Origin of the sequence: Burkholderia sp. SIMBA_051, from assembly GCF_046534915.1 — a bacterium.
GTDB classification, from domain to species: Bacteria; Pseudomonadota; Gammaproteobacteria; order Burkholderiales; family Burkholderiaceae; genus Burkholderia; species Burkholderia ambifaria.
This window is the reverse complement of sequence record NZ_JAWRXS010000007.1, coordinates 173,991-199,335: the sequence shown is the minus strand read 5'-3', so window position 1 is coordinate 199,335 and position 25,345 is coordinate 173,991. Positions and strand designations below refer to the sequence as shown.

At 66.7% G+C, this 25,345-nt stretch carries 31 protein-coding genes, 1 tRNA gene and 1 riboswitch; of the genes, 17 read left to right on the top strand and 15 right to left on the bottom strand.

Annotated elements, in window-relative coordinates:
- Positions 1–13 precede the first annotated feature (13 nt).
- Together SB771_RS19140 and SB771_RS19135 are read right to left on the bottom strand one after the other, a co-directional pair.
- A complete protein-coding gene (locus tag SB771_RS19140; protein ID WP_175661452.1) occupies positions 14–847 on the bottom strand; it encodes a class II glutamine amidotransferase in 834 nt (277 codons plus the stop codon).
- 157 nt (positions 848–1,004) lie between these two features.
- Complete coding sequence (locus SB771_RS19135; RefSeq protein WP_105831886.1) at positions 1,005–1,334, bottom strand: carboxymuconolactone decarboxylase family protein; 330 nt, start codon at positions 1,332–1,334, stop codon at positions 1,005–1,007.
- Positions 1,335–1,464: 130 nt separating this feature from the next.
- Between SB771_RS19135 and SB771_RS19130 the strand changes: the two genes are divergently transcribed.
- The 8 genes from SB771_RS19130 (at position 1,465) to SB771_RS19095 (ending at position 8,705) form a co-directional block, all read left to right on the top strand.
- On the top strand, positions 1,465–2,415 hold the full coding sequence (locus tag SB771_RS19130; RefSeq protein ID WP_175661451.1) for a cupin domain-containing protein: 951 nt from the start codon (positions 1,465–1,467) through the stop codon (positions 2,413–2,415).
- A 104-nt stretch (positions 2,416–2,519) separates the two neighbouring features.
- Positions 2,520–2,963 (top strand): inner membrane protein YiaA, encoded by a 444-nt coding sequence (gene yiaA / locus SB771_RS19125; RefSeq protein ID WP_175661450.1) that lies wholly within the window; start codon positions 2,520–2,522, stop codon positions 2,961–2,963.
- Between the two features lie 139 nt (positions 2,964–3,102).
- A complete protein-coding gene (locus tag SB771_RS19120; protein ID WP_165750940.1) occupies positions 3,103–4,167 on the top strand; it encodes a glycosyltransferase in 1,065 nt (354 codons plus the stop codon).
- A 63-nt stretch (positions 4,168–4,230) separates the two neighbouring features.
- Entirely contained in the window at positions 4,231–5,247 is a 1,017-nt protein-coding gene (locus SB771_RS19115; RefSeq protein ID WP_244096808.1) for a hypothetical protein, read from the top strand.
- Positions 5,244–5,993 (top strand): hypothetical protein, encoded by a 750-nt coding sequence (locus tag SB771_RS19110; protein WP_011656061.1) that lies wholly within the window; start codon positions 5,244–5,246, stop codon positions 5,991–5,993. The genes SB771_RS19115 and SB771_RS19110 overlap by 4 nt, the downstream gene beginning before the upstream one ends.
- The gene (locus SB771_RS19105) at positions 5,990–7,147 is read left to right on the top strand and encodes a hypothetical protein (protein ID WP_175661448.1); all 1,158 of its coding nucleotides are present in this window, start codon (positions 5,990–5,992) and stop codon (positions 7,145–7,147) included. Before SB771_RS19110 ends, SB771_RS19105 begins: the two co-directional genes overlap by 4 nt.
- The gene (locus SB771_RS19100) at positions 7,144–7,761 is read left to right on the top strand and encodes a phosphatase PAP2 family protein (protein WP_126227216.1); all 618 of its coding nucleotides are present in this window, start codon (positions 7,144–7,146) and stop codon (positions 7,759–7,761) included. The genes SB771_RS19105 and SB771_RS19100 overlap by 4 nt, the downstream gene beginning before the upstream one ends.
- Positions 7,758–8,705 (top strand): fatty acid desaturase family protein, encoded by a 948-nt coding sequence (locus SB771_RS19095; protein WP_011656064.1) that lies wholly within the window; start codon positions 7,758–7,760, stop codon positions 8,703–8,705. The genes SB771_RS19100 and SB771_RS19095 overlap by 4 nt, the downstream gene beginning before the upstream one ends.
- 160 nt (positions 8,706–8,865) lie before the next feature.
- Here SB771_RS19095 and SB771_RS19090 read toward each other — a convergent pair.
- From SB771_RS19090 to SB771_RS19050, 9 genes are all read right to left on the bottom strand, one after another.
- Positions 8,866–8,942 (bottom strand) — tRNA-Lys (locus SB771_RS19090).
- A gap of 109 nt (positions 8,943–9,051) precedes the next feature.
- Positions 9,052–9,801: a tol-pal system protein YbgF gene (ybgF, locus tag SB771_RS19085; protein ID WP_175657152.1), complete on the bottom strand. Its 750-nt coding sequence runs from the start codon at positions 9,799–9,801 to the stop codon at positions 9,052–9,054.
- Positions 9,802–9,820: 19 nt separating this feature from the next.
- A complete protein-coding gene (gene pal, locus SB771_RS19080) occupies positions 9,821–10,330 on the bottom strand; it encodes a peptidoglycan-associated lipoprotein Pal (RefSeq protein ID WP_006753270.1) in 510 nt (169 codons plus the stop codon).
- Between the two features lie 17 nt (positions 10,331–10,347).
- Complete coding sequence (tolB, locus tag SB771_RS19075) at positions 10,348–11,643, bottom strand: Tol-Pal system beta propeller repeat protein TolB (protein WP_006753269.1); 1,296 nt, start codon at positions 11,641–11,643, stop codon at positions 10,348–10,350.
- A gap of 108 nt (positions 11,644–11,751) precedes the next feature.
- Positions 11,752–12,819: a cell envelope integrity protein TolA gene (tolA, locus tag SB771_RS19070; RefSeq protein ID WP_175661446.1), complete on the bottom strand. Its 1,068-nt coding sequence runs from the start codon at positions 12,817–12,819 to the stop codon at positions 11,752–11,754.
- Positions 12,816–13,265 (bottom strand): protein TolR, encoded by a 450-nt coding sequence (gene tolR / locus SB771_RS19065; protein ID WP_006753267.1) that lies wholly within the window; start codon positions 13,263–13,265, stop codon positions 12,816–12,818. The genes tolA and tolR overlap by 4 nt, the downstream gene beginning before the upstream one ends.
- A 10-nt stretch (positions 13,266–13,275) precedes the next feature.
- Positions 13,276–13,953: a protein TolQ gene (tolQ, locus tag SB771_RS19060; RefSeq protein ID WP_006753266.1), complete on the bottom strand. Its 678-nt coding sequence runs from the start codon at positions 13,951–13,953 to the stop codon at positions 13,276–13,278.
- Positions 13,954–14,097: 144 nt separating this feature from the next.
- Positions 14,098–14,583 (bottom strand): tol-pal system-associated acyl-CoA thioesterase, encoded by a 486-nt coding sequence (gene ybgC / locus SB771_RS19055; RefSeq protein WP_011656070.1) that lies wholly within the window; start codon positions 14,581–14,583, stop codon positions 14,098–14,100.
- 109 nt (positions 14,584–14,692) lie between these two features.
- Positions 14,693–15,439: an SDR family NAD(P)-dependent oxidoreductase gene (locus SB771_RS19050; protein ID WP_175661445.1), complete on the bottom strand. Its 747-nt coding sequence runs from the start codon at positions 15,437–15,439 to the stop codon at positions 14,693–14,695.
- Between the two features lie 180 nt (positions 15,440–15,619).
- Positions 15,620–15,720: riboswitch (ZMP/ZTP riboswitch) on the top strand.
- Between the two features lie 137 nt (positions 15,721–15,857).
- Here SB771_RS19050 and glyA point away from each other — a divergent pair.
- The 7 genes from glyA (at position 15,858) to SB771_RS19015 (ending at position 20,648) form a co-directional block, all read left to right on the top strand.
- Positions 15,858–17,105 carry a serine hydroxymethyltransferase gene (gene glyA, locus SB771_RS19045; protein ID WP_269016571.1) on the top strand — a complete coding sequence of 416 codons (1,248 nt, stop codon included), beginning with the start codon at positions 15,858–15,860 and terminating at the stop codon, positions 17,103–17,105.
- Between the two features lie 6 nt (positions 17,106–17,111).
- Positions 17,112–17,591 (top strand): transcriptional regulator NrdR, encoded by a 480-nt coding sequence (gene nrdR / locus SB771_RS19040; protein ID WP_006754597.1) that lies wholly within the window; start codon positions 17,112–17,114, stop codon positions 17,589–17,591.
- Positions 17,592–17,744: 153 nt separating this feature from the next.
- Entirely contained in the window at positions 17,745–18,305 is a 561-nt protein-coding gene (locus SB771_RS19035; protein ID WP_175661071.1) for a GspH/FimT family pseudopilin, read from the top strand.
- Complete coding sequence (locus tag SB771_RS19030; protein ID WP_175660898.1) at positions 18,302–18,718, top strand: hypothetical protein; 417 nt, start codon at positions 18,302–18,304, stop codon at positions 18,716–18,718. Before SB771_RS19035 ends, SB771_RS19030 begins: the two co-directional genes overlap by 4 nt.
- Positions 18,702–19,541 (top strand): PilW family protein, encoded by an 840-nt coding sequence (locus SB771_RS19025; protein WP_175660899.1) that lies wholly within the window; start codon positions 18,702–18,704, stop codon positions 19,539–19,541. The genes SB771_RS19030 and SB771_RS19025 overlap by 17 nt, the downstream gene beginning before the upstream one ends.
- Before the next feature lie 106 nt (positions 19,542–19,647).
- Positions 19,648–20,196, top strand: a complete 549-nt coding sequence (locus SB771_RS19020) for a pilus assembly protein (protein ID WP_175660900.1) — start codon at positions 19,648–19,650, stop codon at positions 20,194–20,196.
- Positions 20,193–20,648 (top strand): type IV pilin protein, encoded by a 456-nt coding sequence (locus SB771_RS19015; protein WP_175660901.1) that lies wholly within the window; start codon positions 20,193–20,195, stop codon positions 20,646–20,648. Before SB771_RS19020 ends, SB771_RS19015 begins: the two co-directional genes overlap by 4 nt.
- A 102-nt stretch (positions 20,649–20,750) precedes the next feature.
- Here SB771_RS19015 and SB771_RS19010 read toward each other — a convergent pair whose 3' ends face one another.
- The 3 genes from SB771_RS19010 to SB771_RS19000 all read right to left on the bottom strand — a co-directional run bounded on the left by SB771_RS19010 (position 20,751) and on the right by SB771_RS19000 (position 22,053).
- The gene (locus tag SB771_RS19010; protein WP_175660902.1) at positions 20,751–21,194 is read right to left on the bottom strand and encodes a DUF3318 domain-containing protein; all 444 of its coding nucleotides are present in this window, start codon (positions 21,192–21,194) and stop codon (positions 20,751–20,753) included.
- Between the two features lie 43 nt (positions 21,195–21,237).
- A complete protein-coding gene (locus tag SB771_RS19005; RefSeq protein ID WP_105832615.1) occupies positions 21,238–21,627 on the bottom strand; it encodes a phage holin family protein in 390 nt (129 codons plus the stop codon).
- A 123-nt stretch (positions 21,628–21,750) separates the two neighbouring features.
- Complete coding sequence (locus SB771_RS19000; RefSeq protein ID WP_006754606.1) at positions 21,751–22,053, bottom strand: YqjD family protein; 303 nt, start codon at positions 22,051–22,053, stop codon at positions 21,751–21,753.
- 315 nt (positions 22,054–22,368) lie between these two features.
- On the opposite strand from SB771_RS19000, the gene SB771_RS18995 reads away from it, so the two are divergent.
- Positions 22,369–23,007, top strand: coding sequence for a peroxiredoxin (locus SB771_RS18995; protein WP_012363183.1), 639 nt, complete (start codon positions 22,369–22,371; stop codon positions 23,005–23,007).
- Positions 23,008–23,129: 122 nt separating this feature from the next.
- On the opposite strand, the gene SB771_RS18990 is transcribed toward SB771_RS18995, so the two are convergent.
- The gene (locus SB771_RS18990; protein WP_175660903.1) at positions 23,130–24,317 is read right to left on the bottom strand and encodes an acyl-CoA dehydrogenase; all 1,188 of its coding nucleotides are present in this window, start codon (positions 24,315–24,317) and stop codon (positions 23,130–23,132) included.
- Positions 24,318–24,529: 212 nt separating this feature from the next.
- Between SB771_RS18990 and SB771_RS18985 the strand changes: the two genes are divergently transcribed.
- Positions 24,530–25,321: an IclR family transcriptional regulator gene (locus tag SB771_RS18985; RefSeq protein ID WP_175660904.1), complete on the top strand. Its 792-nt coding sequence runs from the start codon at positions 24,530–24,532 to the stop codon at positions 25,319–25,321.
- Positions 25,322–25,345: the final 24 nt, after the last annotated feature.

Here is a 25,345-nt window from a genome sequence, read left to right as displayed (position 1 = left end):
GCGTGTTTGCGGCTTACGTGTGCCGCGGATTGAACGGCCGCTGCTGCACATCGGCGCCTTGCGCGACGATCGCCGTGCTTTCGGGCACTTCTTCCCATGCCCCACGCAGGTCGACGAGCGGCTCCGACACGACCATGAACGCATCGTCGCCCGCTTCTGCGATGCGCGGATTGTGCGGATAGAGTTCGTGCAGGTGCTTGAACGACGTCGTGTGGAACAGCGAGCGCGATTGCCGTTCGCTCGAGTAGCGCACCGCGATGATCCGGTCGCCGTCCGTCGCGCAGATCGTCATGTTGAGCGGCTCGTCGACGCGATACCGCGCGGCGGTTTCCTCGATCATGCCGACCATCCGCTCGAGCGCAGGCAGCGGCGTCTGCTCGAGGCCGTAGGTCAGCGCGAGTCGAAACATCAGCTCGGAGTCGGTCGAGCCTTCGAGCGTCGGGAACAGCGCCGGGTCGACCTTCATCGTCAGGTCGCGGCGCAGCTTGTGGAAATCGCGGATCAGCCCGTTGTGCGCAAACAGCCAGCGGCCGTGGCGGAACGGATGGCAGTTGGTTTCCTGGACAGGTGTATCGGTCGCCGCGCGGATATGCGCGACGAACATCCGCGAGCGAATCGCACGCGCGGCTTCGCGCAGGTTGCGATCGTTCCACGCGGGATGCACGGAGCGGTAGCGAAACGGCAGTTCGTCGGGGTCGCCGTACCAGCCGATACCGAAGCCGTCGCCGTTGGTGGTCGTCGCGCCCAGTTCCGAATGCAGGCTCTGGTCGATCAGCGAATGCTTCGCGCGAAACAGTACGGTCTCGAGATGGATCGGGTTGCCCGTATAGGCGAGCCAGCGGCACATGGAGCGCTCCTTCGCGATGCGTCTTCGCGCATGGTAGCCGAGTTCGTGGCGCCGTTATGCGCGAGCGCCGCGCACCCGCCGGCCGGCAGCGCCGGTCGCTCGACCGATCAGCCAGGAAGGATGCGGCGGGCGCCGCACCCTTCATGTGCCCTGCGCGTCAGTCGCCGAGCGCGTCCATCACGCGTGCCGAGTAGACGAGCGCAGCACCCGCGTTCAGCGCGATCGCGACGCCGAGCGCTTCGGCCACTTCCTCCTTGGTCGCGCCATGCTTCGCGGCTTCGGCCGTGTGCACCGCGATACAGCCGTCGCAGCGCGTCGTGACGGCCACCGCGAGCGCGATCAGTTCGCGCGTCTTCGCGTCGAGATGGCCCGTCTTGGCACCCGCGCCCGACAGCGCCTGGTAGCCGGCCAGCGTGTCGGGCGAGAGCTTGGCGATGTCGCCGATGCGCGTCGAGAGTTCCTTCCGGTATTCGTTCCAGTTCAGCATGATGCGTCCTTTCGAGAAGTGGTGGGTCGGTCGGCGGATGCCGCGATCTCGGGCGATGCAGGGCCTATTCTGATCGCTCGCACTGAGGGTTTCGATACGCTAGAATGTCAATTTTTAGCGCAAACGTCTCATGGATGCGTTGAGTCAACTGTTGTCGCTCGGCCGCAGCCATGTCGAACTCGACGTGCGCTGCCTGCTCGATGGCCCGTTCGCGATGCCGCACGACCCATTGCCGCCCGGCGAGGCGGCGTTTCACCTGCTGCTGTCCGGCACGTGCCGGTTGCGCACCGCCGACGGGCGCACGCTGCGGCTCGTCGACGGCGACTTCGTGCTGCTGCCCGCGGGCGACGCGCACGATTTGTCGGATGGAGGCGCGGGCGGCACCAGGTCGGTCGCGTTGCTGCGCGAACCGCGCGCGGCAGGCGGCGCGGTGCTGCCGGTCAAGTCGAACCGCGATCCCGCGGATGAGGGCGAGGCGGGCGTCGACCTGCTTTGCGGACGCTTCGTCTATGCACGCGGTGCCGGTGAATTGCTGATGCGCACGCTGCCGCGCGTGCTGCACGTCGGGCTGCGAGAGGCGTCGTCGGGGCTGGCGTCGCTGCAACTGCTGACGAGCGTGCTGCGCGCGGAGGCATCGAATGCGCAGCCGGGTGCACGTGCGATCGTGAACGCGCTCGGACAGGCGCTGCTCGCCTATGCGTTGCGCGCGTACGGTCGCGATGCGCGCGTGCCGGCCGGCTGGCTCGCGCTGGCTGCCGATATGCGGCTCGGCCCGTCGGTCCAGGCTGTGCTGCAGGCGCCGGCGAAACCGTGGACGGTCGAATCGCTCGGCGCGGCGTCGGCGATGTCGCGCGCGACCTATGCGCGGCATTTCCGCGAGAAGGCCGGGATGAGCGTCGGCGCGTTCGTCGCGCAGATCCGGATGATGCATGCGTGCGCGCTGCTGCAGGACACGCAGCGCGGGCAGGCGGAGATCGGGCAGGCGGTCGGCTATCAGTCGGAGGCGGCGTTCGGCAAGGCGTTTCGCGCGGTGCTCGGCACGACGCCGGGGCGCTGGCGGCGCGCGCAGCGCGGCATGTAAGACTGCAAGCGAGCCTGTCGTGGCACGCGCCAAAGCTGCTACCATGCGCGAAACGCAGTTCAACGAAAAACGATTTCGAACAAGAAGAAAGAGAGGGCAAAGCAATGAACCAGACCACCATCCAGCAGCCGTCGTTCGCATTCGTCGCGGCGTCGTGGGCCGCGCTGCTCGCCGGTTTCGCGGCATTTCTGATCGGCCTGTGGAACGCCGGCATGCAGCTCAACGAGAAGGGCTACTACTTCACCGTGCTGGTGTTCGGTCTCTATGCGGCAATCTCGCTGCAGAAGAGCGTGCGTGACCGCGCGGAAGGCATTCCCGTCACGGGCATCTACTACGGGCTGAGCTGGGTTGCGCTGTTGCTCGCGATCGCGCTGCTGGTCGTCGGCCTCTTCAACGCGACGCTGCAATTGAGCGAGAAGGGCTTCTACGCGATGTCGTTCGTGCTCGCGTTGTTCGGTGCGGTGGCCGTGCAGAAGAACACGCGCGACCTGCAGAACGCGAAGCCGCGCTATCCCGACGCCGAATCGGCGCCGTCCGTCCAGGAGTGACGGCATGCGAAGCGGGCGCCTTCCAGGCCGCCCGCTTTGCGACGACGGTCGCGGGCGACCCGCATTCGCCGATGCGCGGCGGGCTCCCCGCCCATTCGTTTCATCCATGCCGGTGCGCATGACGATGGAGATATTCCGGATGCCAGACTTCACAGAAGCCACGCGACACACCCGCGCGGCGGCCCGCGCCGTGGCGGCGCAGGCCGCGCTCGTGCTGGAGACGAACAACCTGCGCGGCGGCGCGGGGCTCGTGCAGGCCGTCGACAGCCTGAAGCGCCTCGTATCGGCGCTGTCGAAGCAGACCGTACCGCCCGCGGCACTCGCGCAATGGATCATCACGCACGACGGCCTGCCGGCCGATGCGTGCGCGGAGATCGCCGCGCTGGCCGGCCGCCCGATCGACTTCGTCGAGATCGGCGCGAGCACCGGCTACTACGATGCGAAGAACGACGGGTTCGACCACGTCGACGCGGCCCGCTGCGACATCGTCGTGTTCGGCGATGCCGATTGCCGGCCGGCCGACGACTGGCTCGAGCACCTCCTCGCACCGTTCGCGCGCGAAGCGGGCGATGCGCCCGCCGCGGTGGCGGGGCGCACCAGCTATGCGCCGAACGTGCTCGGCATCGCGCTGACGTCGATCGATTTCATGTATTTCCCGAGCCCGCTGCGTGATGGTGCGACACGCAATTTCTACGCGAACAACGTCGCGTTCCGGCGCGACGTATTCGCACGATTCCGCTACGAGCCGCTCGACGGCGTCTATCGCGCACATTGCCAGGTGATGGGGCTGCGGATGCAGGCGGCCGGCGTGGCCGTCGAGTTCGCGCCGGCCGCGCACACCGAGCATCGGCTGCCGGACACGCATCGCGAATCGCTGAAGCTGCGCTGGATGCGCGGCGAGGACAGCGTCGGGCTGACGCCGTATCTCGTGAACGCGTACCTGCCGCGCGGGTGGCAGTGGCTCGGCCGCAGCGGCCCGCTCGGCCCGTTCTGCGTGATGGCCATGCGGCTCGGCTACAGCCTGCGCGCGCTGAATCGCCAGCAGTTGCCGCGACTGGGCGCTGCCCGCTATCTCGCGGCCGCGGGCGTCACGATCGCCGCGTCTGCCATCGATACGCTCGGCGCGCTCGCGCGCGGTTTCGGTCTCGCCGGGCGTGCATCGGCGCGGCGCGATCTCGAAGCGCTCTCCTATCACCGTCATTGAGCCGGTGCCGCGCATCGCGCGTCCATGGCACGCCCACATCCTGCACCCATCCCGACAACGACCATGTCCTCTCTCGCCGCCCGTGTTGCCTGCCTCGCCCTGTTTGCCGCCAGCGCCGGCGCCCATGCCGCGCCGGTCGACCATGCGGGGCGCGGGATCTACCACTTCGCATCGCAAAGCGGCTGCCCGTTCGCGAACGCGGTCGCCGCGGACTGCAATCGCGTCGCGCTCGATGCGCCGGACGTTCACGCGAGCATCGATACCGATGCGCACGCGATCGTCTTCTCAAGCGACGAGACCCGCCGCACGAAGGACGTACTCGGCGACGTGCTGCTGCAGGGCACGGGCGTCGACGGCGACGGCCGGCGCGTGCCGCTGAGCGTGCATGTGCTGCTGCGTCGCAACGGCGCGAAATGGGACCGCGACGTGTACGTCCATGCGCCCGTGCACGGCACGTTCACCGATGTCCGGATCGATCCGTATCGCGTGCGGGTGAAGGAGGGCGACGGCGAGCGCGACGTGCTCACGCCGGACGAAACGCTGGCACTGTTCGCGCATCCGTCGCTTGCATCGCGGCTCGCGCGGCATCTCGTGAAGGTGAGCGCGACCGATCCGAAGCAGCCGTCCGCAGATGACATCACGATTGGGCTTGGCGTCGGCGGCCTGACGAAGTCGGTCGCGCGTGCGAGCTTTACGTCGAATGCGCCGCACGATGCCGACGTCGATCGCGCACTCGCAGCCGGCACGTGGACGATTCGTTTCGATGCGCTGAGCAATCACATTCCGGTGTGGGTCGCCCGGCGCGAGCTGTTCCTGTTCGGCCTGGACGGCAGCGCGCTGGTGAAGGACATGCGCACGCGCGGCTTCAGGAAGAACGACCGGATCGAATTCGGCGCGCGTGACGGAAGCGGCTATCTGCGCGTCAACGGCCGCGAGGAAGCATTTGCGGGGGCGACCGCATCCGCGCACGCGTTCATGCAGGAAAGCTTCATCGGCCTGATCCTCGGATGGCGTCGCGATCCTGCCGGCGCTGCGGCGGCTGCGACGAAATCTGCGTCTGTACGAGGCGAGCCGGCATGAGCGCGGCAGGCGAACTGCCGGCGTCGCCGCAGGCAGCGCACGATGCACGCTTCGACTGTCTCGATGCGCCCGTGCCGCGCGGGGCGGCGCGGGTGCGCGCGTACCTCGTCGATCGCCTCAAGCGAGCCGCGATTCGGCAGTTGCATCGCAGCGTGCATGGCGAGCGCTGGGTGCTGCGCATGTACCTGATCGGCGAGGAAGCGACTGAGTGCGCGTTGCACGAGGACTGGACCGGACGGCCACCGGACTGGCTTGCGCCGCGGATCGAGCAGCACCTCGCGGACGAGCGTCGCCACGCCGCGGCGTTCGCCGATGCGCTGCGCGAGCGCGGTGTCGCGCCGTCGACTGCACCGCATGAGCCCGACTGGTTGAGCCGGCGCAAGATCATGCGATGGCGCCGGCTCGCGCAGCGCCATGCACCGCATTTCTCGCAAGGCGTGCTCGTGCCGGCCTATGCGACGGGCCTGTGTGCGGAACAGATGGCGATGCGTGTGCTCGCGCGTCACTGCGCGACGATCGGCGATGCACATCCGTTGTACCCGCTGCTCTCGCGCGTGCTCGCCGACGAGACGCGGCATGTCCGGCTCTGCTCGGACACGCTGCGCCGTCTGGTTGCGCCGTCCGAGGCAGCGCATCTCGCCGCGTTGCTGAACGAGATCCGCGCGATCGAAGCCGGTTTCGGCGTGACGGGCGCGCTGGCGATGGTCGCGGCCGGCTGGTTCCAGTCGCTTCGTCCGCGCGCATGATGCCGCGGATCGTCTATCTCGCGACGGCCGACGCACGCGGCCACCTGATGCGCGCGCAACTGCTCGTGCATGCGCTGCGTGCGGCCGGCGCGCAGGTCGCCGTGCTGACGACGTCCGATGCGGGGCAGGCATTCCTGGCTGCGTTCGACATCGACGCGGCCGTGCTGTCCCGTCACTACGCGGTGCAGTTCGACGAACGGCAGAACATGCTGCGCGACGCGACCGATCGCAATGTCGCGCACTACGTGTTCAGGCCGACGCGCATGCCGCGTGACATCGCGCGGCTGCGTGCGATCGTCCGCGATGCCGATCTCGTGATCAACGACTCGTTTCATCCGGCGCTGTTGTTCATGGGCGCGATGCCGGGCTGGCGACGCCGCATCGTCCACGTATACGGCGGCAGCCTGCGCCGCGCGTTGACCGCGAATTTCGACGCACGTCTGCCGCGCGCACTGGCGCGTGCATTTGCACGGATCGTCGACTGGCAGATCGATTCGGCACGATGCTGCATCGAACACGATTTTGCATACGATGCAGCCGATGACGTCCGGCGATCGCGCACGCATTGCCGGCTGCCGACGCCGGTGCCGATCGTCGCCGAGCGGCCGGCTTCGGAGCCGGCTGCAGCCGCCATTTATCTGAACCCGCACTTTCGCGATATCGCGCTCGCCGATGCGTTGTCCGCCGGCATGCGCGACGCGGGGCTCGCCACCCATCGCGTGGGCGAGGGCTATGCCGGGCACGACGGCTGGACCGGCGTCGACGCCGACTGGGTGACGCGCGCCGCCCATGCTCCGCTGATCGTGTCGGCACCCGGCATGGCCGCGCTGTCGATCGCACATGTGTATCACCGCCCGATCCTGCTCGTGCAGTCCGATCAACCCGAGCAGGCGAGCAACGCCGCGCGCGCCGCGCAACTGCAACTCGTGCATCGCGTCGTCACGTGGCGCGGCGACGCGGCCGCGTTCCGGCGGGAAGTCGGGCAGGCTGCAGCCGAACTGATGCGCCATCCCGGTACGCGGGCAGGGACGATCGCCGGCCGCGAGCATGCACGTGCGCGCGTCGACGCATGGACGTCACGCCTTCTCGCGTTGTGTCCGCATGCGAAGGTGGTCGATAGGGAGACGCGATGCGAGGCGCCGGCACCACGATGAATTCGCTGTCGCTTCGTGACGATCGCCGGCCCGACATCCGGCAGATGCTGGCCGCGACGTTCGGCATGGCAGCCGGCCTCGCGATCTTCTTTCTGCTGGAGCGTAGCGTCACGCCGCGCTACGTGTTTGCCACGTCGATCGATGCGCGGATTCCGTTCATCGCGTGGTCGTGGCTCGTCTATGTCGGCTTCTTCCCGTTCGTGATTGCGCTTGCTGCGTATGCGCGGCCGCCCGCGTTCGCCGCGTTCAAGGAGGCCGTGCTGATCGCGTTCGTGCTCGGTGTCGTGTGTTTCCTGCTGTTTCCGGAGGCCGTGCCGCGGCCCGACGTCGCGGAGATCGGCAACACGTTCGTGCGTCACCGTCTCGCGCGCATGTGGCAGCTCGATCTCGCGGCCAATGGTTTTCCGAGCCTGCATGTCGCGGTGACGTGCCTTGCCTGCCGGATGCTGGTGGACCGACGACGGCTCGTGACCGTGGCGGTCGGCCTGCTGATCTGCACGTCGACGCTGACGCTCAAGCAGCATACGGTGGCCGATGTGCTGGGCGGCGTGGCACTCGCGATGGTCAGTGCGCTGTGGGTCGAGCGGCGATCGCTGCGCGGGAGGCTCGCGTGACGGATACCCGTGTTCACCAAGCCGGGCCGAATGCCGGGCTTGCGCGGTTCGTGCCCGATCCGGCGTTGTTTCGCGTGAGCGCCTCGCGCGTCGGCGCTGCGCTGGCAGGTGACTGGCTGATGATTGCCGCCGCGTTCGCGGTTGCGATCGCGTTTGCGCATCCGCTCGTGTACGCGTTGGCAGCGATCGTGATCGCGCGCAGCCAGCTTGCGCTCGCGGTCATGATGCACGAAGGTGCGCACGGTTTGCTGGCGCGGAACCGGCGCGTCAACGACGCGCTGGGCCAACTGTTCGCGGCCGGCCCGCTGTGGTTGTCGCTGCGGACGTATCGTGCCGGCCATCTGAAACACCATCGCGCACCGATGGAGCCGGACGATCCCGTAGCGCTGCTGTTCGGCGTGCACGACTATCCGGTGACGCGCGGGCGGCTGATCGGCCGCCTGCTCGCGTATGCGTGCGGGATCGGCTACGTGACGAGCGTCGTGAAGCTCGCCCGCGGCGAGTTTGCGCATGCAATGCCGAAGGTCGGGAAGTCGCGTGCGTACGCCGCGTGGGAAGTCGCGTCGATGCTGGCCGGCAACGGTGTGCTGTTCGGCGCGCTCGCATGGGCTGGGCATCCGCTGCTGTACGTCACGTTGTGGATCGTGCCGTCCGTCACGCTGCTGCCGCTCGCCGGGCAGGTGCGCGCGATCTTCGAGCATGCGGGGCTGCCGGCCTGTGCCGACCAGAGCCGCAACGCGCGCACGATCGTCCGGCGTTCGTGGCAGACGTTCCTGTTCGGCCCGCACGCGATTCATTTTCATATCGAACATCACCTGTTCGCGCGGATGCCGTTCCATCACCTGCCAGTCGTGCATCGGCAGCTTGCGCAGCGGCAGTTGCTGCCCGACGGCAATCTGTACACGGGATATGGTGACGTACTGCGCAACGTGAGCGTGCGCTGATGCACGGGCGGGGCACGGTGCGTGCCCTGTCCGGTAGCGGAGTCGGGAGGGTGCGGCTGAGTGCGTTGCAGACATCACCGGGATGCCGCGGCGATACGGATGCGACAGACGCAAAAAAGCCTCCACTTGGGAGGCTTTAATTTGCACTATCAAAGATAGTTGGTAGGGTGGGAGGGACTCGAACCCTCGACTCTCTGATTAAAAGTCAGATACTCTAACCAACTGAGTTACCACCCCACGTTCTTGAAACTTGTCAGCCCGTTGCGCTAACAACTCGCCCAACGACCTAAAGAGCAAAAAATTATAGCGGCGAATTTCAGGTCAGTCAACAACCCGGCACGCTAATTTATTTGATGCTCTCGATCTTGCCCTGCGCGGTCTGCGCAGCGTTCGATCCGGCGTACTGCGACACGACCTGCTCGAACGTCTTCTTCGCGGCCGCCTTCTGGCCTTGCTCGAGCTGGTTCGTACCGATTGCGACGAGCGCGTCGGCCGCGCGCGGATGCTGCGGATACTTGCTCACGACCGCTTGCCACGTCGCGGTCGAGCCGCGATAGTCGCGCAGCGCGTATTGCGCATTGCCGAGCCAGTACTGCGCGGTCGGCTGGTACGGGCTCTGCGGATACTTCGCGATGAAGCTGCGGAACGATGCCGCGGCCGCCTTGAAGTTGCCGTTGCGGAACTGCTGCTGCGCCGCATTGAGCGCATCCGTTTCACCCGGCTGCACGGTGCCTTCGACACCATCGATCGTCGCCTGCTGCGGCTCGAACTTCTTGAGTCGCGTGTCGAGATCCTGGTAGTACTCCTTCTGCTGCCGTTCGAGCGTCGTCAGCCGGTTCGTCAGGTCCTCATTCTCGCCGCGCAGCGTCGCGACCTGCTGGTTCAGCTGGTCGAGACGGCCGGATTGGTCGAGGATCGTACGCTGGGCGGCGGACAACTGGCTCGCCAGGTTGTCGGTTTTGCTGCGCAGATCGAGCACGGCGCGGCGCGCTTCGTTGTCGTCGAACACGCCGGCGTGCGCCGGCGCGGCCGACCACGCCGCGCCGACGACGCAGAATGCTGCGGCAACGCGCAGCCAGGTTACACAGTGCGTCATACGGCAACTCTTCCGTTACTTACTGCTGGTAGACGAGGTCGGCGCGACGGTTCTGCGCCCACGATGCTTCGTCGTGGCCCGATGCTTGCGGCTTTTCCTTGCCGAGGCTCACGGCTTCCATCTGCGAGTCGTTCACGCCGAGCAGTGCCATCGCGCGGCGGACAGCTTCCGCACGCTTCTGGCCCAGCGCGAGGTTGTACTCGCTCGTGCCGCGTTCGTCGGTGTTGCCCTGGATCAGCACGTGACGCTGCGGGTGGCTCTTCAGGTACTGAGCGTGCTGCTGCATCAGCGGCTGGTACTCGTCCTTCACCGAATAGCTGTCGAAGTCGAAGTAGATGCTGCGCTTCGCGAGCGGGCTGTTCGGATCGTTCAGCGGATCGACGTTCACTTGCGCGACGTTGTCGGCGCTCGGCTGCGTGCTCACCGCACCAGCGTTGGCCTTGTCGTCGAGCTTCACGCCCGACTTACACGCTGCGAGCGCGCTGATCATCATCACGGCCAGGGCCAGACGAGCTTTATTCGACATCATGGTTACTCTCCTTGTGGTCATTGCATGAAGGGCCCCCACGACGGCTCGCGAACGGAGCCGCCCTGGACGGACAGGATCTGAGGCGGCGCGCTGCCGTCGGAGGGCACAGCTGCCAGCACGTTGCGACCACCCGACTGGGTAGCGTAGAGAAGGTACTGGCCGTTTGCCGCGAAGCTCGGCGATTCGTCACGATTGGTATTCGTGATCGCGTTCGCCGCGCCGGTTTGCAGATCCTGAACGTACAGCTTGAAGCCCCCACCCGTGCGGGAGATGTAAGCGAGCAGCTTGCCGTCCGGGCTGATGCGCGGGCTCGTATTGTAGCTGCCGGTGAAGGTCACGCGTTGCGCCGCGCCGGCGCTTTCGCCCTGCGCGGGCATCCGGTAGATCTGCGGCGCACCGCCGCGATCGCTCGTGAAGTAGATCCAGCGGCCGTCCGGCGAGTAGTACGGCTCGGTGTCGATCGAGCTGCTCTGCGTGAGACGGCGCAGGCCGCCGCCGTTCGCATTGACCGTATAGATTTGCGTATTGCCCGTCAGCGACAGCGCGACGGCGAGCGTGTTGCTGTCCGGCGACCACGCCGGCGCGCTGTTGTTGCCCTTCTGGTCGGAGACCATGTAGCGGCGGCCGGTCGGCAGGTCGTGGATGTAGACGATCGGCTTCTTGCGCTCGAACGACACGTACGCGACCTTCGTGCCGCTCGGCGACCACGCCGGCGAGATGATCGGCTCGGTGCTCGACAGCGCGATGCGCGCGTTCTGGCCGTCCGAATCCGAGATCTGCAGCTGGTAGCGGTTGCCCGTCTTGATCACGTACGACAGGCGCGTGGCGAACACGCCGCGCACGCCGAGCAGTTTCTGGTAGATGTAGTCGGCGATCTTGTGGCCGGCCGTGCGCAGCGTCGTGTCGGTGGCCGTCAGCGACAGGCCGCCGAGGCTTTGCTGCTTCACGGTGTCGTACAGGATGAAGTTCACCTTGTACTGGCCGTTCGCCTCGCGGTTCACGCTGCCGGCGACGAACGCGTTCGCGCCCTTGGCCTTCCACGCGCCGAGATCCACCGAAGCGGTCTCGGGCACGGGCGTGCTGCCCGCATCGATGTTGGTGAATTTGCCGCTGCGCGCGAGATCCGCGCGGACGATCGACGTGACCTGCTGCGGCAGGCCCGCCTCGTTCGCGAAGTTCGCGGTGGCGATGGGGAACTGGGTCGAACCGACGCCGGTGATCAACACGTTGACCTGCGCGTTAGCGGCGCCGCCGGCCGCAATCAGACACGAGGCCACGAGTGCCCTGAAACCTAGTTTCGTCATCAATCTCATGCTTCTGCTTCCCATGTGACTTGGATCGCTGCGCAACCGCAGAGACAGTAAAAATACCCGATTCGTTCCCGTCCGGTAGCGACGCACGGAGTGTAAGCGCATTTGCGCTCACTCCGCCGCCTTGAAGGTAATCGTAATGCTGGACGGCGTATGACCGTCAGTATCGGGCGGTAACGGAACCGACGCCTGGATCGCATTGACGACCGCCTGATCCCACCCCGAATTGCCGCTCGGCCGCGAGACCGACACGCTCAGCAGGTCGCCCGAAGGCGTACAGCGGATCTTGACGATCGTCGTGAGCCCCGCACGCTCGCCGCCCCAGACGATGTTCGGCTTCACGCGGCGGCGCACCTTGTCGGCATAGCCGGGCGACGCGGCATTGCCGCCGGAACCCGTGCCGGTGCCGCTTTTCGCAAGCCCTTGGCCGCCGCCTTCGCCGGCACCCGCCAGGCCCTGCATCTGCGCGAGTCGCGCATTCCGTTCCCGGTCGAGCTTCGCCTTCGCCGCCGCATCGGCCTTCGCGTGCGCAGCCGCTTCGGCCTTGGCCTTCGCCTGGGCTTCCGCCTTCGCCTTCGCGGCCGCGTCGGCCTTGGCCTTCGCCGCCTCCTGGGCTTCCAGCTGCGCCTGCTTCTGTTGCTGCTGTTTCTGCTGCTGGGCCTTCTGCTGTTCGAGCTTCTGCTGCTCCACGAGCTGTTGTTGCTTGAGCTTGTCCGCCTGCTTCTGCTTGTCGCGTTCGGCGGCCTTCTGCGCGGCGAGCGCGGCGGCCTGCTGGGCCGCGAGCTGCTCGCGCCGGGCTTCTTCCTGCTGGGCCTTCAACTGCTGCGCGCGGCGCTGCTGCTCGAGCAGCGCTTCGCGCGCGGCCGCTTCCTGCTGTCGTTTCTTCTGCTGCAGCGCGATGTCCGCCTGCTCGTCCCGGACCGGGGGAGGGGGCGGTGCGAGCTTCGCGGGCGGCGCGGGCGTGACGACGGGCCGCGGCGCGGGGACGTCCGGCACCTCGGTCCACAGCTCGGCTTCGGCGCCGGCCGGCGTGCTGTTCTGCCACTGCACGCCGTGATAGAGGAACAGCGCGAGCAGCACGTGTATCAGCGCGGCAAGCGCGAACGCGCGCCAGGTGCCTCGCTCGCGAGGCGGCCGATACGGGTACGCGTTGCTGCGCGGGGATTGCTGCCGGTTCATTGCGATTTGACGAGGAGGCCGACGCGCTTGACGCCGCGCGCCTTCAAATCCGACATCACGGTCATGACCGCATCGTACTGCACGGTCTTGTCGGCCGCGATCACGACCGGCTGGTCGGGATGATCGGCCTGCCGGGCCGACATGAAGCTGTCGAGCTCGGCCTTGGTCATCGTGTCTTCCTGCGTCGCGCCGGAGTCGCCCTTGTACTTGACGCTCATCGTGCGGTCGGCCTTGATGTTGACGACGACGGGCGGCGTCTGTTCCTGCGGCGCCGCATTGCCGACGGTCGGCAGATTGATGATCGACGGGGCCACGAGCGGTGCCGTGACCATGAAGATCACGAGCAGCACCAGCATCACGTCGATGTACGGCACGACGTTGATGTCGGCCATCGCGCGGCGCGAGCGGCCGCCGCGCATGCTGGATCGAATGGGACTTCCTGCCATGGCGTGCTCCTTACTGGGCCTGACGCTGCAGGATGTTCGAGAACTCTTCGATGAAGGTCTCGAAGCGGATCGCGAGGCGGTCGATGTCGTGCGCGTAGCGGTTGTACGCGACCACCGCCGGAATCGCGGCGAACAGGCCGATCGCGGTGGCGACGAGCGCCTCGGCGATGCCCGGCGCGACGTTCGCGAGCGTGGCCTGCTGCACGTTCGCGAGGCCGCGGAACGAATTCATGATCCCCCACACGGTGCCGAACAGACCGATGTACGGGCTGACCGAGCCGACCGACGCGAGGAACGCGAGGTTCGCTTCGAGCACGTCCATTTCGCGCTGGAACGACGCGCGCATCGCGCGGCGCGCACCGTCGAGCACGAGGCCCGGGTCGGTGAGGCGCTTTTCCTTCGCCTTCAGGAATTCACGCATCCCCGATTCGAAGATCCGCTCGAGCGCGCCGATCGTGTGGCGGTTGTTGGCCGCGCTCTGATACAGCGCCTGCAGGTCGCCGCCCGACCAGAAATCCCGTTCGAAGCGTTCGGTCTGCGCGCGTGCGCGGCGAATCGCGAACCACTTGCGGAAAATGAAGGTCCACGACATCAGCGACAGCAGCAACAGCAGCCCCATCACGGCCTGGGCCAGCACGCTCGCGTTGAGCACGAGGGAAATGATCGACAGGTCTTGAGAAGTGTTCATAGAGTTTTGAGTAACGTCCCATCGGGGGTGCCCGGCGAGGGCGCACGGCATGCGTGCGGCGCGGCGCGCCGGCCAGCCCTGGCGCCGAACCTTGCTTAGTATCGATTCAGGAAGGCAAGTTCATAGGCTTTGTCTAAACGGGGCTCATGCGAGCTTCGTTGACAGTACAGTTTGCCCGGCATCGGTGACGGGCCCGCGTTGCAGCGCGTCGAGCACGACCGGCGGGATCGCCGCGGGCCGGATGCCGGTGCGGTCAACGCAGCCGAGGCGAATGTGTCCGGTGACGAGCAGCGTGTCGCCACGCCAGGCTTCCTGCGTGAATTCCACCGATGCGCGGCCGATGCGGCCGGGCCGGCTCGTGACCGTCAGCGCGTCGTCGAGTCGCGCCGGCGCGCGGTAGTCGAGCGACGTGCTGCGGACGATGAAGATCGCGCCCGTGTCGTCGGCGAGCCGACGCTGGTCGATGCCGCACGCGCGCAGCCATTCGGTGCGGGCGCGTTCGAAGAATTTCAGGTAGTTGGCATAGAAGACGATGCCGCCTGCGTCGGTATCCTCGTAGTACACGCGTACCGGCCAGGTGAAGCCGGAGGGCGCGTCCGGGGAGCGGGTAGGCTGAGTCATGGCGCGCATTCTACCGGAAGGGCAAGGCCGGATTCGTAACCGATTCGTAACGGAATGTAGTACGTCGCAGTACGCCGCGGGCCGGCTTCAGCCGTGCCCGCGGCGGCGCTCGGACAGGTCAGCCGCGATGGATCGCGAGGCCGGCCGGCGCCTGGGCGACCGGCATCATCTCGATCGTGTTGATGTTGACGTGCGCGGGGCGCGTCGCGATCCAGTAGATCGTGTCGGCGATGTCCTCGGCCGTGAGCGGCTGAACGTTCTGGTAGACGTTGGCCGCCTTCGCGTCGTCCCCACGGAAGCGGACGTTCGAAAACTCCGTGCCGCCGCACAGGCCCGGCTCGATGTCCGTCACGCGCAACGGCGTGCCGATCAGGTCGGCGCGCAGGTTTAGGCTGAATTGTCTGACGAAAGCCTTGGTTGCGCCGTATACGTTCCCGCCCGGATACGGATAGGTGCCGGCCACCGAGCCGAGATTGAAGATGTGGCCGCAGCCTCGCGCGATCATTCCGGGCAGCAACGCGTGCGTGACGGTCACGAGGCCCGAGCAGTTCGTGTCGATCATGGTCTGCCACTCGTCGAGGCTCGCCTTGTGCGCCGGCTCGACGCCGAGCGCGAGACCGGCGTTGTTGACGAGCACGTCGAGCGCGGCGAATTCGGCGGGAAGTGCGGCCGGCACGGCTTCGACGGCTGCGCGGTCGCGCACGTCGAGCTCGAACGGCAACAGCGCGTCGCCGAGTTCGGCCGCGAGCGCATCGAGACGATCCTTGCGGCGCGCGGTTGCGACGACGCGGTGGCCGCCCTTGACGAAGGCTCGGGCGATGGCGGCGCCGAAGCCGGCGGACGCGCCTGTGACGAACACGATCATTGCTGCTCCTGGTCGGTAACAAAGTAGCGGATAGTATCGCGCAAGCGTACTGAGATTGCCGCACCGCGGCAAGGCGCCAACGCATGGCGGCACGGGTGCGCGGAGTCCGGCCCTTATTATTTCGGGGCTGCTGGCGTGCGGTTGCCTATTCATGACGCATCCAATACACTAACGCGCTCATCACCCCTGCGTGACTGGCGATAGAACCCTTCGGGTTCAAGGTGGAGCATCCCACCGTGAAGCGCGGGGCGCCGTTTTTGCCGTTCGCCTGGGCAGCCGTTGTGCGCCGTTGCGTGCATCGCCGGTGGCTGTCCTGCCTCGCGTCATACGGATTCTTCCGCCACGTCGAGCTGGTCCCGCCAGCAACGCAATGTACTCGGCCGCACCGGTCAACCTGTACACACTTAACGGAAACCGTATGTTTGACAGAGCCCAAAGCACCATCGCGAACGTCGATCCCGAACTCTTTGCTGCGATCGAGCAGGAAAACCGCCGCCAGGAAGATCACATCGAGCTGATCGCGTCGGAAAACTACACGAGCCCGGCCGTGATGGCCGCGCAGGGCTCGCAGCTCACGAACAAGTACGCGGAAGGTTATCCGGGCAAGCGCTACTACGGCGGCTGTGAATACGTCGACGTGGTCGAGCAGCTGGCGATCGACCGTGTGAAGCAGCTGTTCGGCGCGGAAGCCGCGAACGTGCAGCCGAACTCGGGTTCGCAGGCGAACCAGGGCGTGTTCTTCGCGATGCTCAAGCCGGGCGACACGATCATGGGCATGAGCCTCGCGCACGGTGGTCACCTGACGCACGGCTCGCCGGTGAACATGTCGGGCAAGTGGTTCAACGTGGTGAGCTACGGTCTGAACGAGCAGGAAGACATCGACTACGACGCCGCCGAGCAGCTCGCACAGGAACACAAGCCGAAGCTGATCGTCGCGGGTGCATCGGCGTTCGCGCTGAAGATCGACTTCGAGCGTCTGGCGAAGATCGCGAAGTCGGTCGGTGCGTACCTGATGGTCGACATGGCGCACTACGCGGGCCTGATCGCGGCGGGCGTGTATCCGAACCCGGTGCCGCACGCCGACTTCGTGACGACGACGACGCACAAGAGCCTGCGCGGCCCGCGCGGCGGCGTGATCCTGATGAAGTCGGAATACGAGAAGCCGATCAACTCGGCGATCTTCCCGGGCATCCAGGGTGGCCCGCTGATGCACGTGATCGCGGCGAAGGCCGTGGCGTTCAAGGAAGCGCTGTCGCCGGAATTCAAGGCGTACCAGGAAAAGGTGGTCGAGAACGCGCGCGTGCTGGCTGAAACGCTGGTCAAGCGCGGGCTGCGGATCGTGTCGGGCCGCACCGAAAGCCACGTGATGCTGGTGGACCTGCGCGCGAAGAACATCACGGGCAAGGCGGCGGAAGCGGCGCTTGGCGCCGCGCACATCACGGTGAACAAGAACGCGATCCCGAACGATCCGGAAAAGCCGTTCGTGACGAGCGGCATCCGCCTGGGTTCGCCGGCGATGACGACGCGCGGCTTCGGCCCGGCGGAAGCGGAGCAAGTCGGCAACCTGATCGCCGACGTGCTCGAGAACCCGGAAGATGCAGCGACGATCGAGCGCGTGCGCACGCAAGTGGCCGAGCTGACCAAGCGTTTCCCGGTCTATCGCTGATCCCGCATGCGCTGCCCGTTCTGCCGGCATGAAGACACGCAGGTCGTCGACTCGCGCGTGTCCGAAGATGGCGCCGCGATTCGCCGGCGCCGTCGCTGCTCGGCTTGCGACAAGCGCTTCACGACGTACGAGCGGGTCGAGCTGAACCTGCCGGCCGTCGTGAAGAAGGACGGCAGCCGCACGGAATTCGACCGTCGCAAGATCGTCGCCAGCATGCAACTCGCGCTGCGCAAGCGGCCGGTTGCGGCTGACGCGATCGACGCGGCGGTCGCCCGCATCGAATATCAACTGCTCGCTACCGGCGAGCGGGAAGTGCGTAGCGAGAAGCTCGGCGAACTCGTGATGAACGAGTTGCGCGGTCTCGATACGATCGCCTATGTCCGTTTCGCATCGGTTTACCGCCGGTTCGAGGACGTCTCCGAATTTGCCGACGTGATCGAAGAGTTCCGTCGCGCGTCCCCCTCCAAGCCTTCGCGTAAGCGCTGACGCGCTGCGTCCGTTCATCGTCTTCTCCGTGGGTTCGATTCGCGCCGATTGTGTCGGTCGCGATCGCATGTCGCCAGTCGGCCGTTCGGCCAATGGCGCGCGTTCGCTCGCGTCGCTACAGTCATCGCATCACGTTGACGGAGGGCGATGGCGATGGAACTGCACCGGCAGGTCGTCAAAAAAGGCATGCGCTGCTGCGGCGGCTTCACGCTCGTCGAGCTGATGGTCGCGATCGCGCTGGCCGCGTCGATCGGACTTTTCGCAGCACCCGCATTCAATCAATGGCACATGCGCGAACGGGTGGATGCGCGCTCGCGCGCGCTCGTCGGTGCGCTGTCGTTCGCACGCACCGAGGCGACGCGTCTCGGCGTGCGCGTCACGCTGTGCCGGGCCGGGCGCGACGGCGCCTGCATGCGTTCCGGCGAGCGCTGCGACCCCGCGGAATGGTCGTGCGGCTGGATCGTCAGCGGGCAGTTCGACGGACAGTCGCGTGTGCTGCGGCGTTATCCGCGCGATGCCGACATCGCCGTCGCTGGCGTGTCGCACGATCTGGCGTTCGCGCCGCCGGCGGGCCAGGTGATCGGCGGGATCAGGCGTTTCGAATTGCGTCCGCAGCGCATGCTGTCCGGCGACGACGCACGCGTGTCGCGTTGTATCCGGATCGCGGCGGGCGGCCGGGCGCGCGTCGCCACCGGGCGTTGCGACGCGGCATGAAGCGCGTGCGCCGATCGATGCGCGGCACGTCGCTGCTCGAAGCGGTGCTGGCCGTCGCGCTGCTCGCGGTCGTGATGCTGGCCGTGGCCGGCAGCCAGCTTGCGATGACGCGCGCGCAGCGGGCGACGATCTGGCGTGAACGCGCGCTGTGGCTCGCCGATGCACGCATCGAGCGCCGGCACGCACCGGCAGGCGCCGACGACGGCATCGCGGCGTTCGTGGCCGCATCGTTGCCGGGTGGTGCGATGACGCTCGACCATGGGCCGGGTGGTGTCCGGTACATGATTGTCGGCTGGCGCGGTGCGGGCGCGGCGGTATCGACGCGATGCGAAGGCGCGGGGGCGACGGTGACGCCGCCGTCGTGCGTACGGATTCCGTTTCGGGAGGTCGACGTCGATGCCGTTGAACGCTGATCGCCGCAGCCGCGCGCATACGCTGCTCGAAGTACTGATCGCGATGATCGTCGGTCTGCTCGTGCTTGCCGCGGCCGGTGCGCTGTATCACGCGCAGCGCGTCGCGCAGCGGCGGGCGGAAGACGGATTCCGGATGCGCGATGCGGCCGCGACCGCATTGATGCTGATCGGCCAGCAGATCCAGATGGCCGGGTTTCGGCCGCTCGATGTCGAAGGCGCGTCGTCGTTGCCGCCGCTGTTCGGCTGTTCAGCGGGCCGCGTGCGAGGCGATGGCGCGCAGGTGCGCTGCGAACCCGTGCGCGCGGCGTCGGATGCGGTGCTGGTCCGGTATGTCGGCGATCCCGTATCGACGTGGCCGACCAGCGGCGCACAGGTGTCGGATTGTCTCGGGCAGGGTGTCGGCGCCCCTAGTGAGCGGGCACTCGTGGAAAACCGTTTCGACGCGCATGTCAGCCCGTCGACGGGCGAGCCCGAACTGTACTGCGAGGGAAGCGGGCGTCCGGGCACGCCGCAACCCGTCGTGTCCGGGATCGACCAGCTGCGCGTGCGTTACCTGCGTCGCGACGGCGCGCAGTTCATCGACGCGCAGGCGATGGGCGCTGACGGCTGGCGCGATGTCGTCGCCGTGCATGTGTGCGTGCGGGCGCGTGGCGAACCGATGCCCGAGGCCGCGCGTCATGTCGATTGCGACGGCCGCACGACCATTGCGCCGGAGGGGCGCGCGCATCTGGTGCTGCATCGAATCGTCGCGTTGCGAAATTCCGCGGACGCATTCGCCGATCCTGTTCGTGACGCGGCAACGGCCCACGAGGCGTTGCGATGATTCACGCAAACGGGTTCATCGGTGACCTTGCGATGCGAATAGCGGCCGGAGGTGCGAGAAGGCGCGTCATGGCGCCCTGCGGCATGCAACTCGCGGCGGAGGCTTCATGTTGAGCGGCGGAGCGACGCGCGCCCGCGTTCCGTGCGCTACTCGTGGCTGGCGTCGCGACGCGGGCCTTGCGCTGCCTGCCGTGATCGCGGTCGGTGCGGCGGTCGCCGCGCTGACCGGCACGTGGTTCGAATCCGCACTCACGGAATCGCGCCGCACGCGTGCGTTGTCCGACCGGCTGATTGCATTCCACGCGGCCGATGCGGCACTGGCGGCCTGCACCGCGCGATTGCTGCGCGGCGGGGCTCCGTACCTGGACGAACCCGCATCATCCGCCGAGCCGGATGCATGGCGACGCACGCCCGCGCTGGGTGCCGCCGAAGCGTTCGCCCCGTTCGCGGCCTGGCCGATGGCCGCGCAGCCGCCGCGTTGCCTGATCGAAGCCTGGCGAGGCGTCGGTCCGCAACATAGTCGTGCGTACCTCGTCACCGCGCGCGGCGTCGGCGGCCATGCGTCGAGCGTGGTCTGGCTGCAGAGCCAGGTCGCGCTGCGCGACGGACGCATCGTTGCGCAGCGCTGGCGTCGCGTCGCGGCGGTGCATCGATGAACGGGCCTGCGCTGAAGCGTCGAGCGGCGGCGTTCACGTTGCTCGAACTGATGATCGTGCTCGCGATCGTCGCCGTACTCGCCGGGTGGGGGATTCCGTCGTATCGCGAGCATGTCGCGCGCATGCATCGCGCGTCCGCGGTGGCCGCGCTGTATCGTGCAGCCCAATATCTCGAAATGCTCGATGGCCCACCGCCGCAGAGTTTGCCGGACGCCTATGCGCAGGCGCCGCCGGACGGGGCGGCGATCTATCGCGTCGCGCTGCGGCGATCGGTCGGCGACGATGCCGCGGTCGTCTATGAACTCGTTGCGAGTCCGCTCGATGCGGGCCCGATGCGCGACGACGCATGCGGTGCATTCACGCTACGTTCGGACGGGACGAAAGGCAATGCAGGATCGAATGACGGCGGCGAGGCCGATGCGCAGGCGCGCACATGCTGGGGCGTGCGTTGATCACCGCCGCCGCCGTCGCCGTCTGCTGCCGCCGCGGCAACCGTTGGAAGGCGCGCGGAAAACGCGCAACGGCCCAGAGCCGTGCGCGTTTGTCGTTACGAATCAGTCGTCGTTGACGGTCGTTGCGCGCTCCTCGCGCGACTGCTTCCAGATCCGGTAGACCTCCCACGCGGCGAAGCCGACGGTGCCCCACTTCAGCGCGGGGCCCGCGCTCGCGCGCAGAAGCGAGCGGATGGGTTTGGCCAGCACGAGCGATGCGAGCGAGCTCAACATCGGATACTGGTTCACGAGGTGACCGAGGCTCGCGTTCAGGTTCTTGGCGGACTGGCCGAACGTACCGCCCGACAGGCCGGGAATGAACATCTTGAGCCAGCTGAAGCGCGTGACGGCGTGGCGCACGTCGGCGGCGGCTTCGGCAAGCTCGAGCCGCTCGACCTCGGAGCGCAGGATCAGCAGTTCCTTGCGCAGCGCGCGATGCTGCGACGCGCTCCAGTGCGATCGCGACGAATGGGGGCGGCGGGAATGGCCCGTGACGTTCTGGCTCATGGCGCGTCGGCGAAGTAGGTGAGAGGGGCGAACACGACTGCGTTCACGACTTGCCGCGGAAAATTTCGCGGTCTTTCTCGAGCTCGGCGAGCGTGGACTCGAACACGGTCGGCGCTTCGCGCAGGCCCGAACGCGCCTTCAGCCCACACGCGAGGGCGGCGATCGTGTACAGCGCGGTAATGCCCGCGAGCGACTGCCAGCGATAGGTGTCCCAGAACGCGATCGCGACGAGCACGGTCAGGCTGATCAGCGCCATCGTCGCGAGCATCATGGCCGCGAGCCCGAGGAACAGCACGCCCATCAGGCGTTCCTTCTCCTCGGCGAGTTCGATGCCGACCAGTTCGAGGCGCGTTTGCAGCAGGCCGATCGCTGAGCCGACGAGGCGGCGCAGCGGTCCCTGGCCGGACGGCTGCGGGTGAGTGTCTGTCGTCATGGATAAGGCGCTTGCGCGCGCAGTAAGCGGCTAGGTCAAAGCCGGCCGGTGGCGAACCACCGGCAGCTTCGGCACCCATGCGCCGCACCGTGCGGCACATGGGTCGGAACGGCGCTGAGCGCGTTACTTGCGGTTGATCAGCAGACCGATCAGCACGCCCACGCCGGCGGCGACGCCGATCGACGTCCACGGATGCTCATGCACGTAATCGTCGGTCGCGCGGGCCGCCTTCTTGCCCTTCTCGACCACCACGACCTGAACGTCGGTTGCCTTTTCCTTGGCCTGCTTCAGACGCGACATGGCTTTCTCGCGCAGTTCGGCCGCACGGTCGCCCGTGCTGCTCGCAGCTTGCTTGAGCAGATCCTCGGCGTCCGCGAGAACGGTTTTGATATCCGACATCAGTTTCTCCTTGTTGATTTCCGACATTGCAACTCCCTTCATGCTGTCATGCTGCAGGTTCACATCGTAACGAAACCCCTGCCTGCTGGCGAGCCGGGAACACACGGCGGCGGTGCGATACCGCATGTTAAACGACTCGTAATCTTCAACAGAGCCGCAAACCGTGCAAAAAGTTCTATCGCCGCCGTCAGGCCTGCTTCGACGCAGGGTAAAAATGACAAAAAAGTATGAATATCAAACGGAATAATCGTTCGCACGGCCCATTGCTTCCCGTAAGCTGATGGACTGTCCCGCGCTATCCAGCGCGCGGTTTCAACCAGCATCGTTCGAGGAGGCAACATCATGAGTCTGCGTCTTGGTGACATCGCACCGGATTTCGAGCAGGAAACGAGCCTGGGCCCGATCAAGTTTCATGAGTGGCTGGGCAACAGCTGGGGCGTCCTGTTCTCGCACCCGGCCGACTACACGCCGGTGTGCACGACTGAGCTCGGGTTGACCTCGAAGCTGAAGGGCGAATTCGAGAAACGCAACGTGAAGGTGATCGCGCTGTCGGTCGACGACGTCGAATCGCACAAAGGCTGGATCAACGACATCAACGAAACGCAGTCGACGGTCGTCGGTTTCCCGATCATCGCCGACTCGGACCGCAAGGTCTCGCAACTGTACGACATGATCCATCCGAACGCGAACGAAACGCTGACGGTACGCTCGCTGTTCGTGATCGACCCGAACAAGAAGGTGCGGCTCATCATCACCTATCCGGCCAGCACCGGGCGCAACTTCGACGAAGTGCTGCGCGTGATCGACTCGCTGCAACTGACCGATAATTACAAAGTCGCGACGCCCGGCAACTGGAAGGACGGCGACGACGTCGTGATCGTGCCGTCGCTGCAGGATCCGGAAGAACTGAAGAAACGCTTCCCGAAGGGCTTCAACGCAGTGCGTCCGTACCTGCGCCTCACGCCGCAGCCGAACAAGTAAGCATCGGCCGCGCGTGACGCACGCGCGCACCGATGAAAACGGCCCGCCCGGCAGCGATGCCGGGCGGGCCGTGTCATTTCAGCGCATGCGGCGCGCGGGCGCCGCGCGTTATGCGCGTTTGATCAGAAGAATGCCTGGATGCCCGTCTGCGCGCGGCCGAGGATCAGCGCGTGGATGTCGTGCGTGCCTTCATATGTGTTGACCACTTCGAGGTTCACGAGGTGGCGCGCGACGCCGAATTCGTCCGAGATGCCGTTGCCGCCGAGCATGTCGCGCGCGAGCCGCGCGATGTCGAGCGACTTGCCGCACGAGTTGCGCTTCATGATCGACGTGATCTCGACGGCCGCCGTGCCTTCGTCCTTCATCCGGCCGAGACGCAGCACGCCCTGCAGGCCGAGCGTGATCTCGGTCTGCATGTCGGCGAGCTTTTTCTGGATCAGCTGGTTCGCGGCGAGCGGCCGGCCGAACTGCTGACGGTCGAGCACGTACTGGCGTGCGGTGTGCCAGCAGGATTCGGCCGCGCCGAGCGCGCCCCAAGCGATCCCGTAGCGTGCCGAGTTCAGGCACGTGAACGGCCCGCGCAGGCCGCTCACGTTCGGCAGCAGGTTCTCTTCGGGAACGAACACTTCGTCGAGCACGATCTCGCCGGTGATCGACGCGCGCAGCCCGACCTTGCCGTGGATCGCGGGCGCCGACAGGCCCTTCCAGCCCTTCTCGAGGATGAAGCCGCGGATCGCGTCCTTGCCGTTTTCTTCCAGCTTCGCCCACACGACGAACACGTCGGCGATCGGGGAGTTGGTGATCCACATCTTCGCGCCGGACAGCGAATAGCCGCCAGGTACCTTCTTCGCGCGCGTGACCATGCCGCCCGGATCGGAGCCGTGGTTCGGCTCGGTCAGCCCGAAGCAGCCGATCCATTCGCCGGTCGCGAGCTTCGGCAGGTATTTCTGCTTCTGCGCGTCCGAGCCGAATTCGAAGATCGGCACCATCACGAGCGACGACTGCACGGACATCATCGAGCGGTAGCCGGAGTCGACGCGCTCGACTTCGCGCGCGATCAGGCCGTAGCTGACGTAATTGAGGCCCGGGCCGCCGTATTCCTCCGGAATCGTCGGGCCGAGCAGGCCGACTTCACCCATTTCGCGGAAGATCTCGATGTCGGTGCGCTCATGCCGGAACGCCTCGGTGACGCGCGGCGCGAGCTTGTCCTGCGCGTACGCGTGCGCGGCGTCGCGCACCATCCGCTCCTCTTCGGTCAGTTGCTGGTTGAGCAGCAGCGGATCGTCCCAATGAAAAGTTGCAGCGCTCATCGTGTCATCTCCTGTCGGGGCGCTTCGCCGCTTGCTCTGCCTCGTGCTTCGCGGTTGGTCAGAGTTGGCGGATTCAGCGCTTTGCCTGATTCCATGCTTTGCGGTCGTCCCGGGTTGGCGCTTCGACGCCTTGCCCGATGTCTAAAGTTCGCTTGACTAGAGTTCCGCTGTGCGAAACAATGTTTTGCAAAACGAACCCAGTGTAGCATCAGATGACACTTTCAACCATCGACGAAACCACGATCGACGAGCGCAAGTTCGTCGTTGCGCTCGCGCGCGGGCTCGACCTGCTGCGCGCGTTCCGGCCCGGCGAGACGATGCTCGGCAATCGCGACTTCGCGGAGCGCACCGGGCTGCCGAAGGCGACGGTGAACCGGCTCGCATACACGTTGACCGTGCTCGGCTACCTGCGCTATGACGAAACGCTCGGAAAGTATGCGCTCGACGCCGGCGTGCTGTCGCTCGGCTACGCGCTGCTGTCCGGCTCGGGGACGATCGATCTCGCGCGGCCGCACATGCAGGCGCTCGCGCGCGAAATCGGCGCGGCCGTGTCGCTCGGCTGCCGCGACGGGCTCGACATGATCTACCTGGAGACGATCCGCAGCGAAACCGCGCTGACGCTCGGGCTTGCGCCCGGCTCGCGGCTGTCGATGCTGACGAGCTCGATGGGCCGCGCGTACCTCGCCGTGCAGCCGGAGGACGTGCGCCGCGCGCTTTATGCGGACCTGCACCGGGCGGCCGGCGGCGCGGCCGACGCGGATGCGCTCGTCGCGGCCGCGCAGCTTGCGGTGGCCGAATTCTCCGAGGGCGGATGCTGCTATTCGTTTCGCGCGTGGCACATGGACGTGAACGCGGCGGCCGTGCCGTTTCGCGAGCCGCGCGAGGGGCGCTGGCTGATTTTGAGTTGCAGCGGGCCCGCATCGTCGATGGACGAGGACGTATTCCGCACGCAGGTCGGCCCAAAGCTTAAGGCGCTCGCGCAGCGGCTCGGGCAGACGGTCTGAGTCGGGTGCCGCGAACTCGCGCGT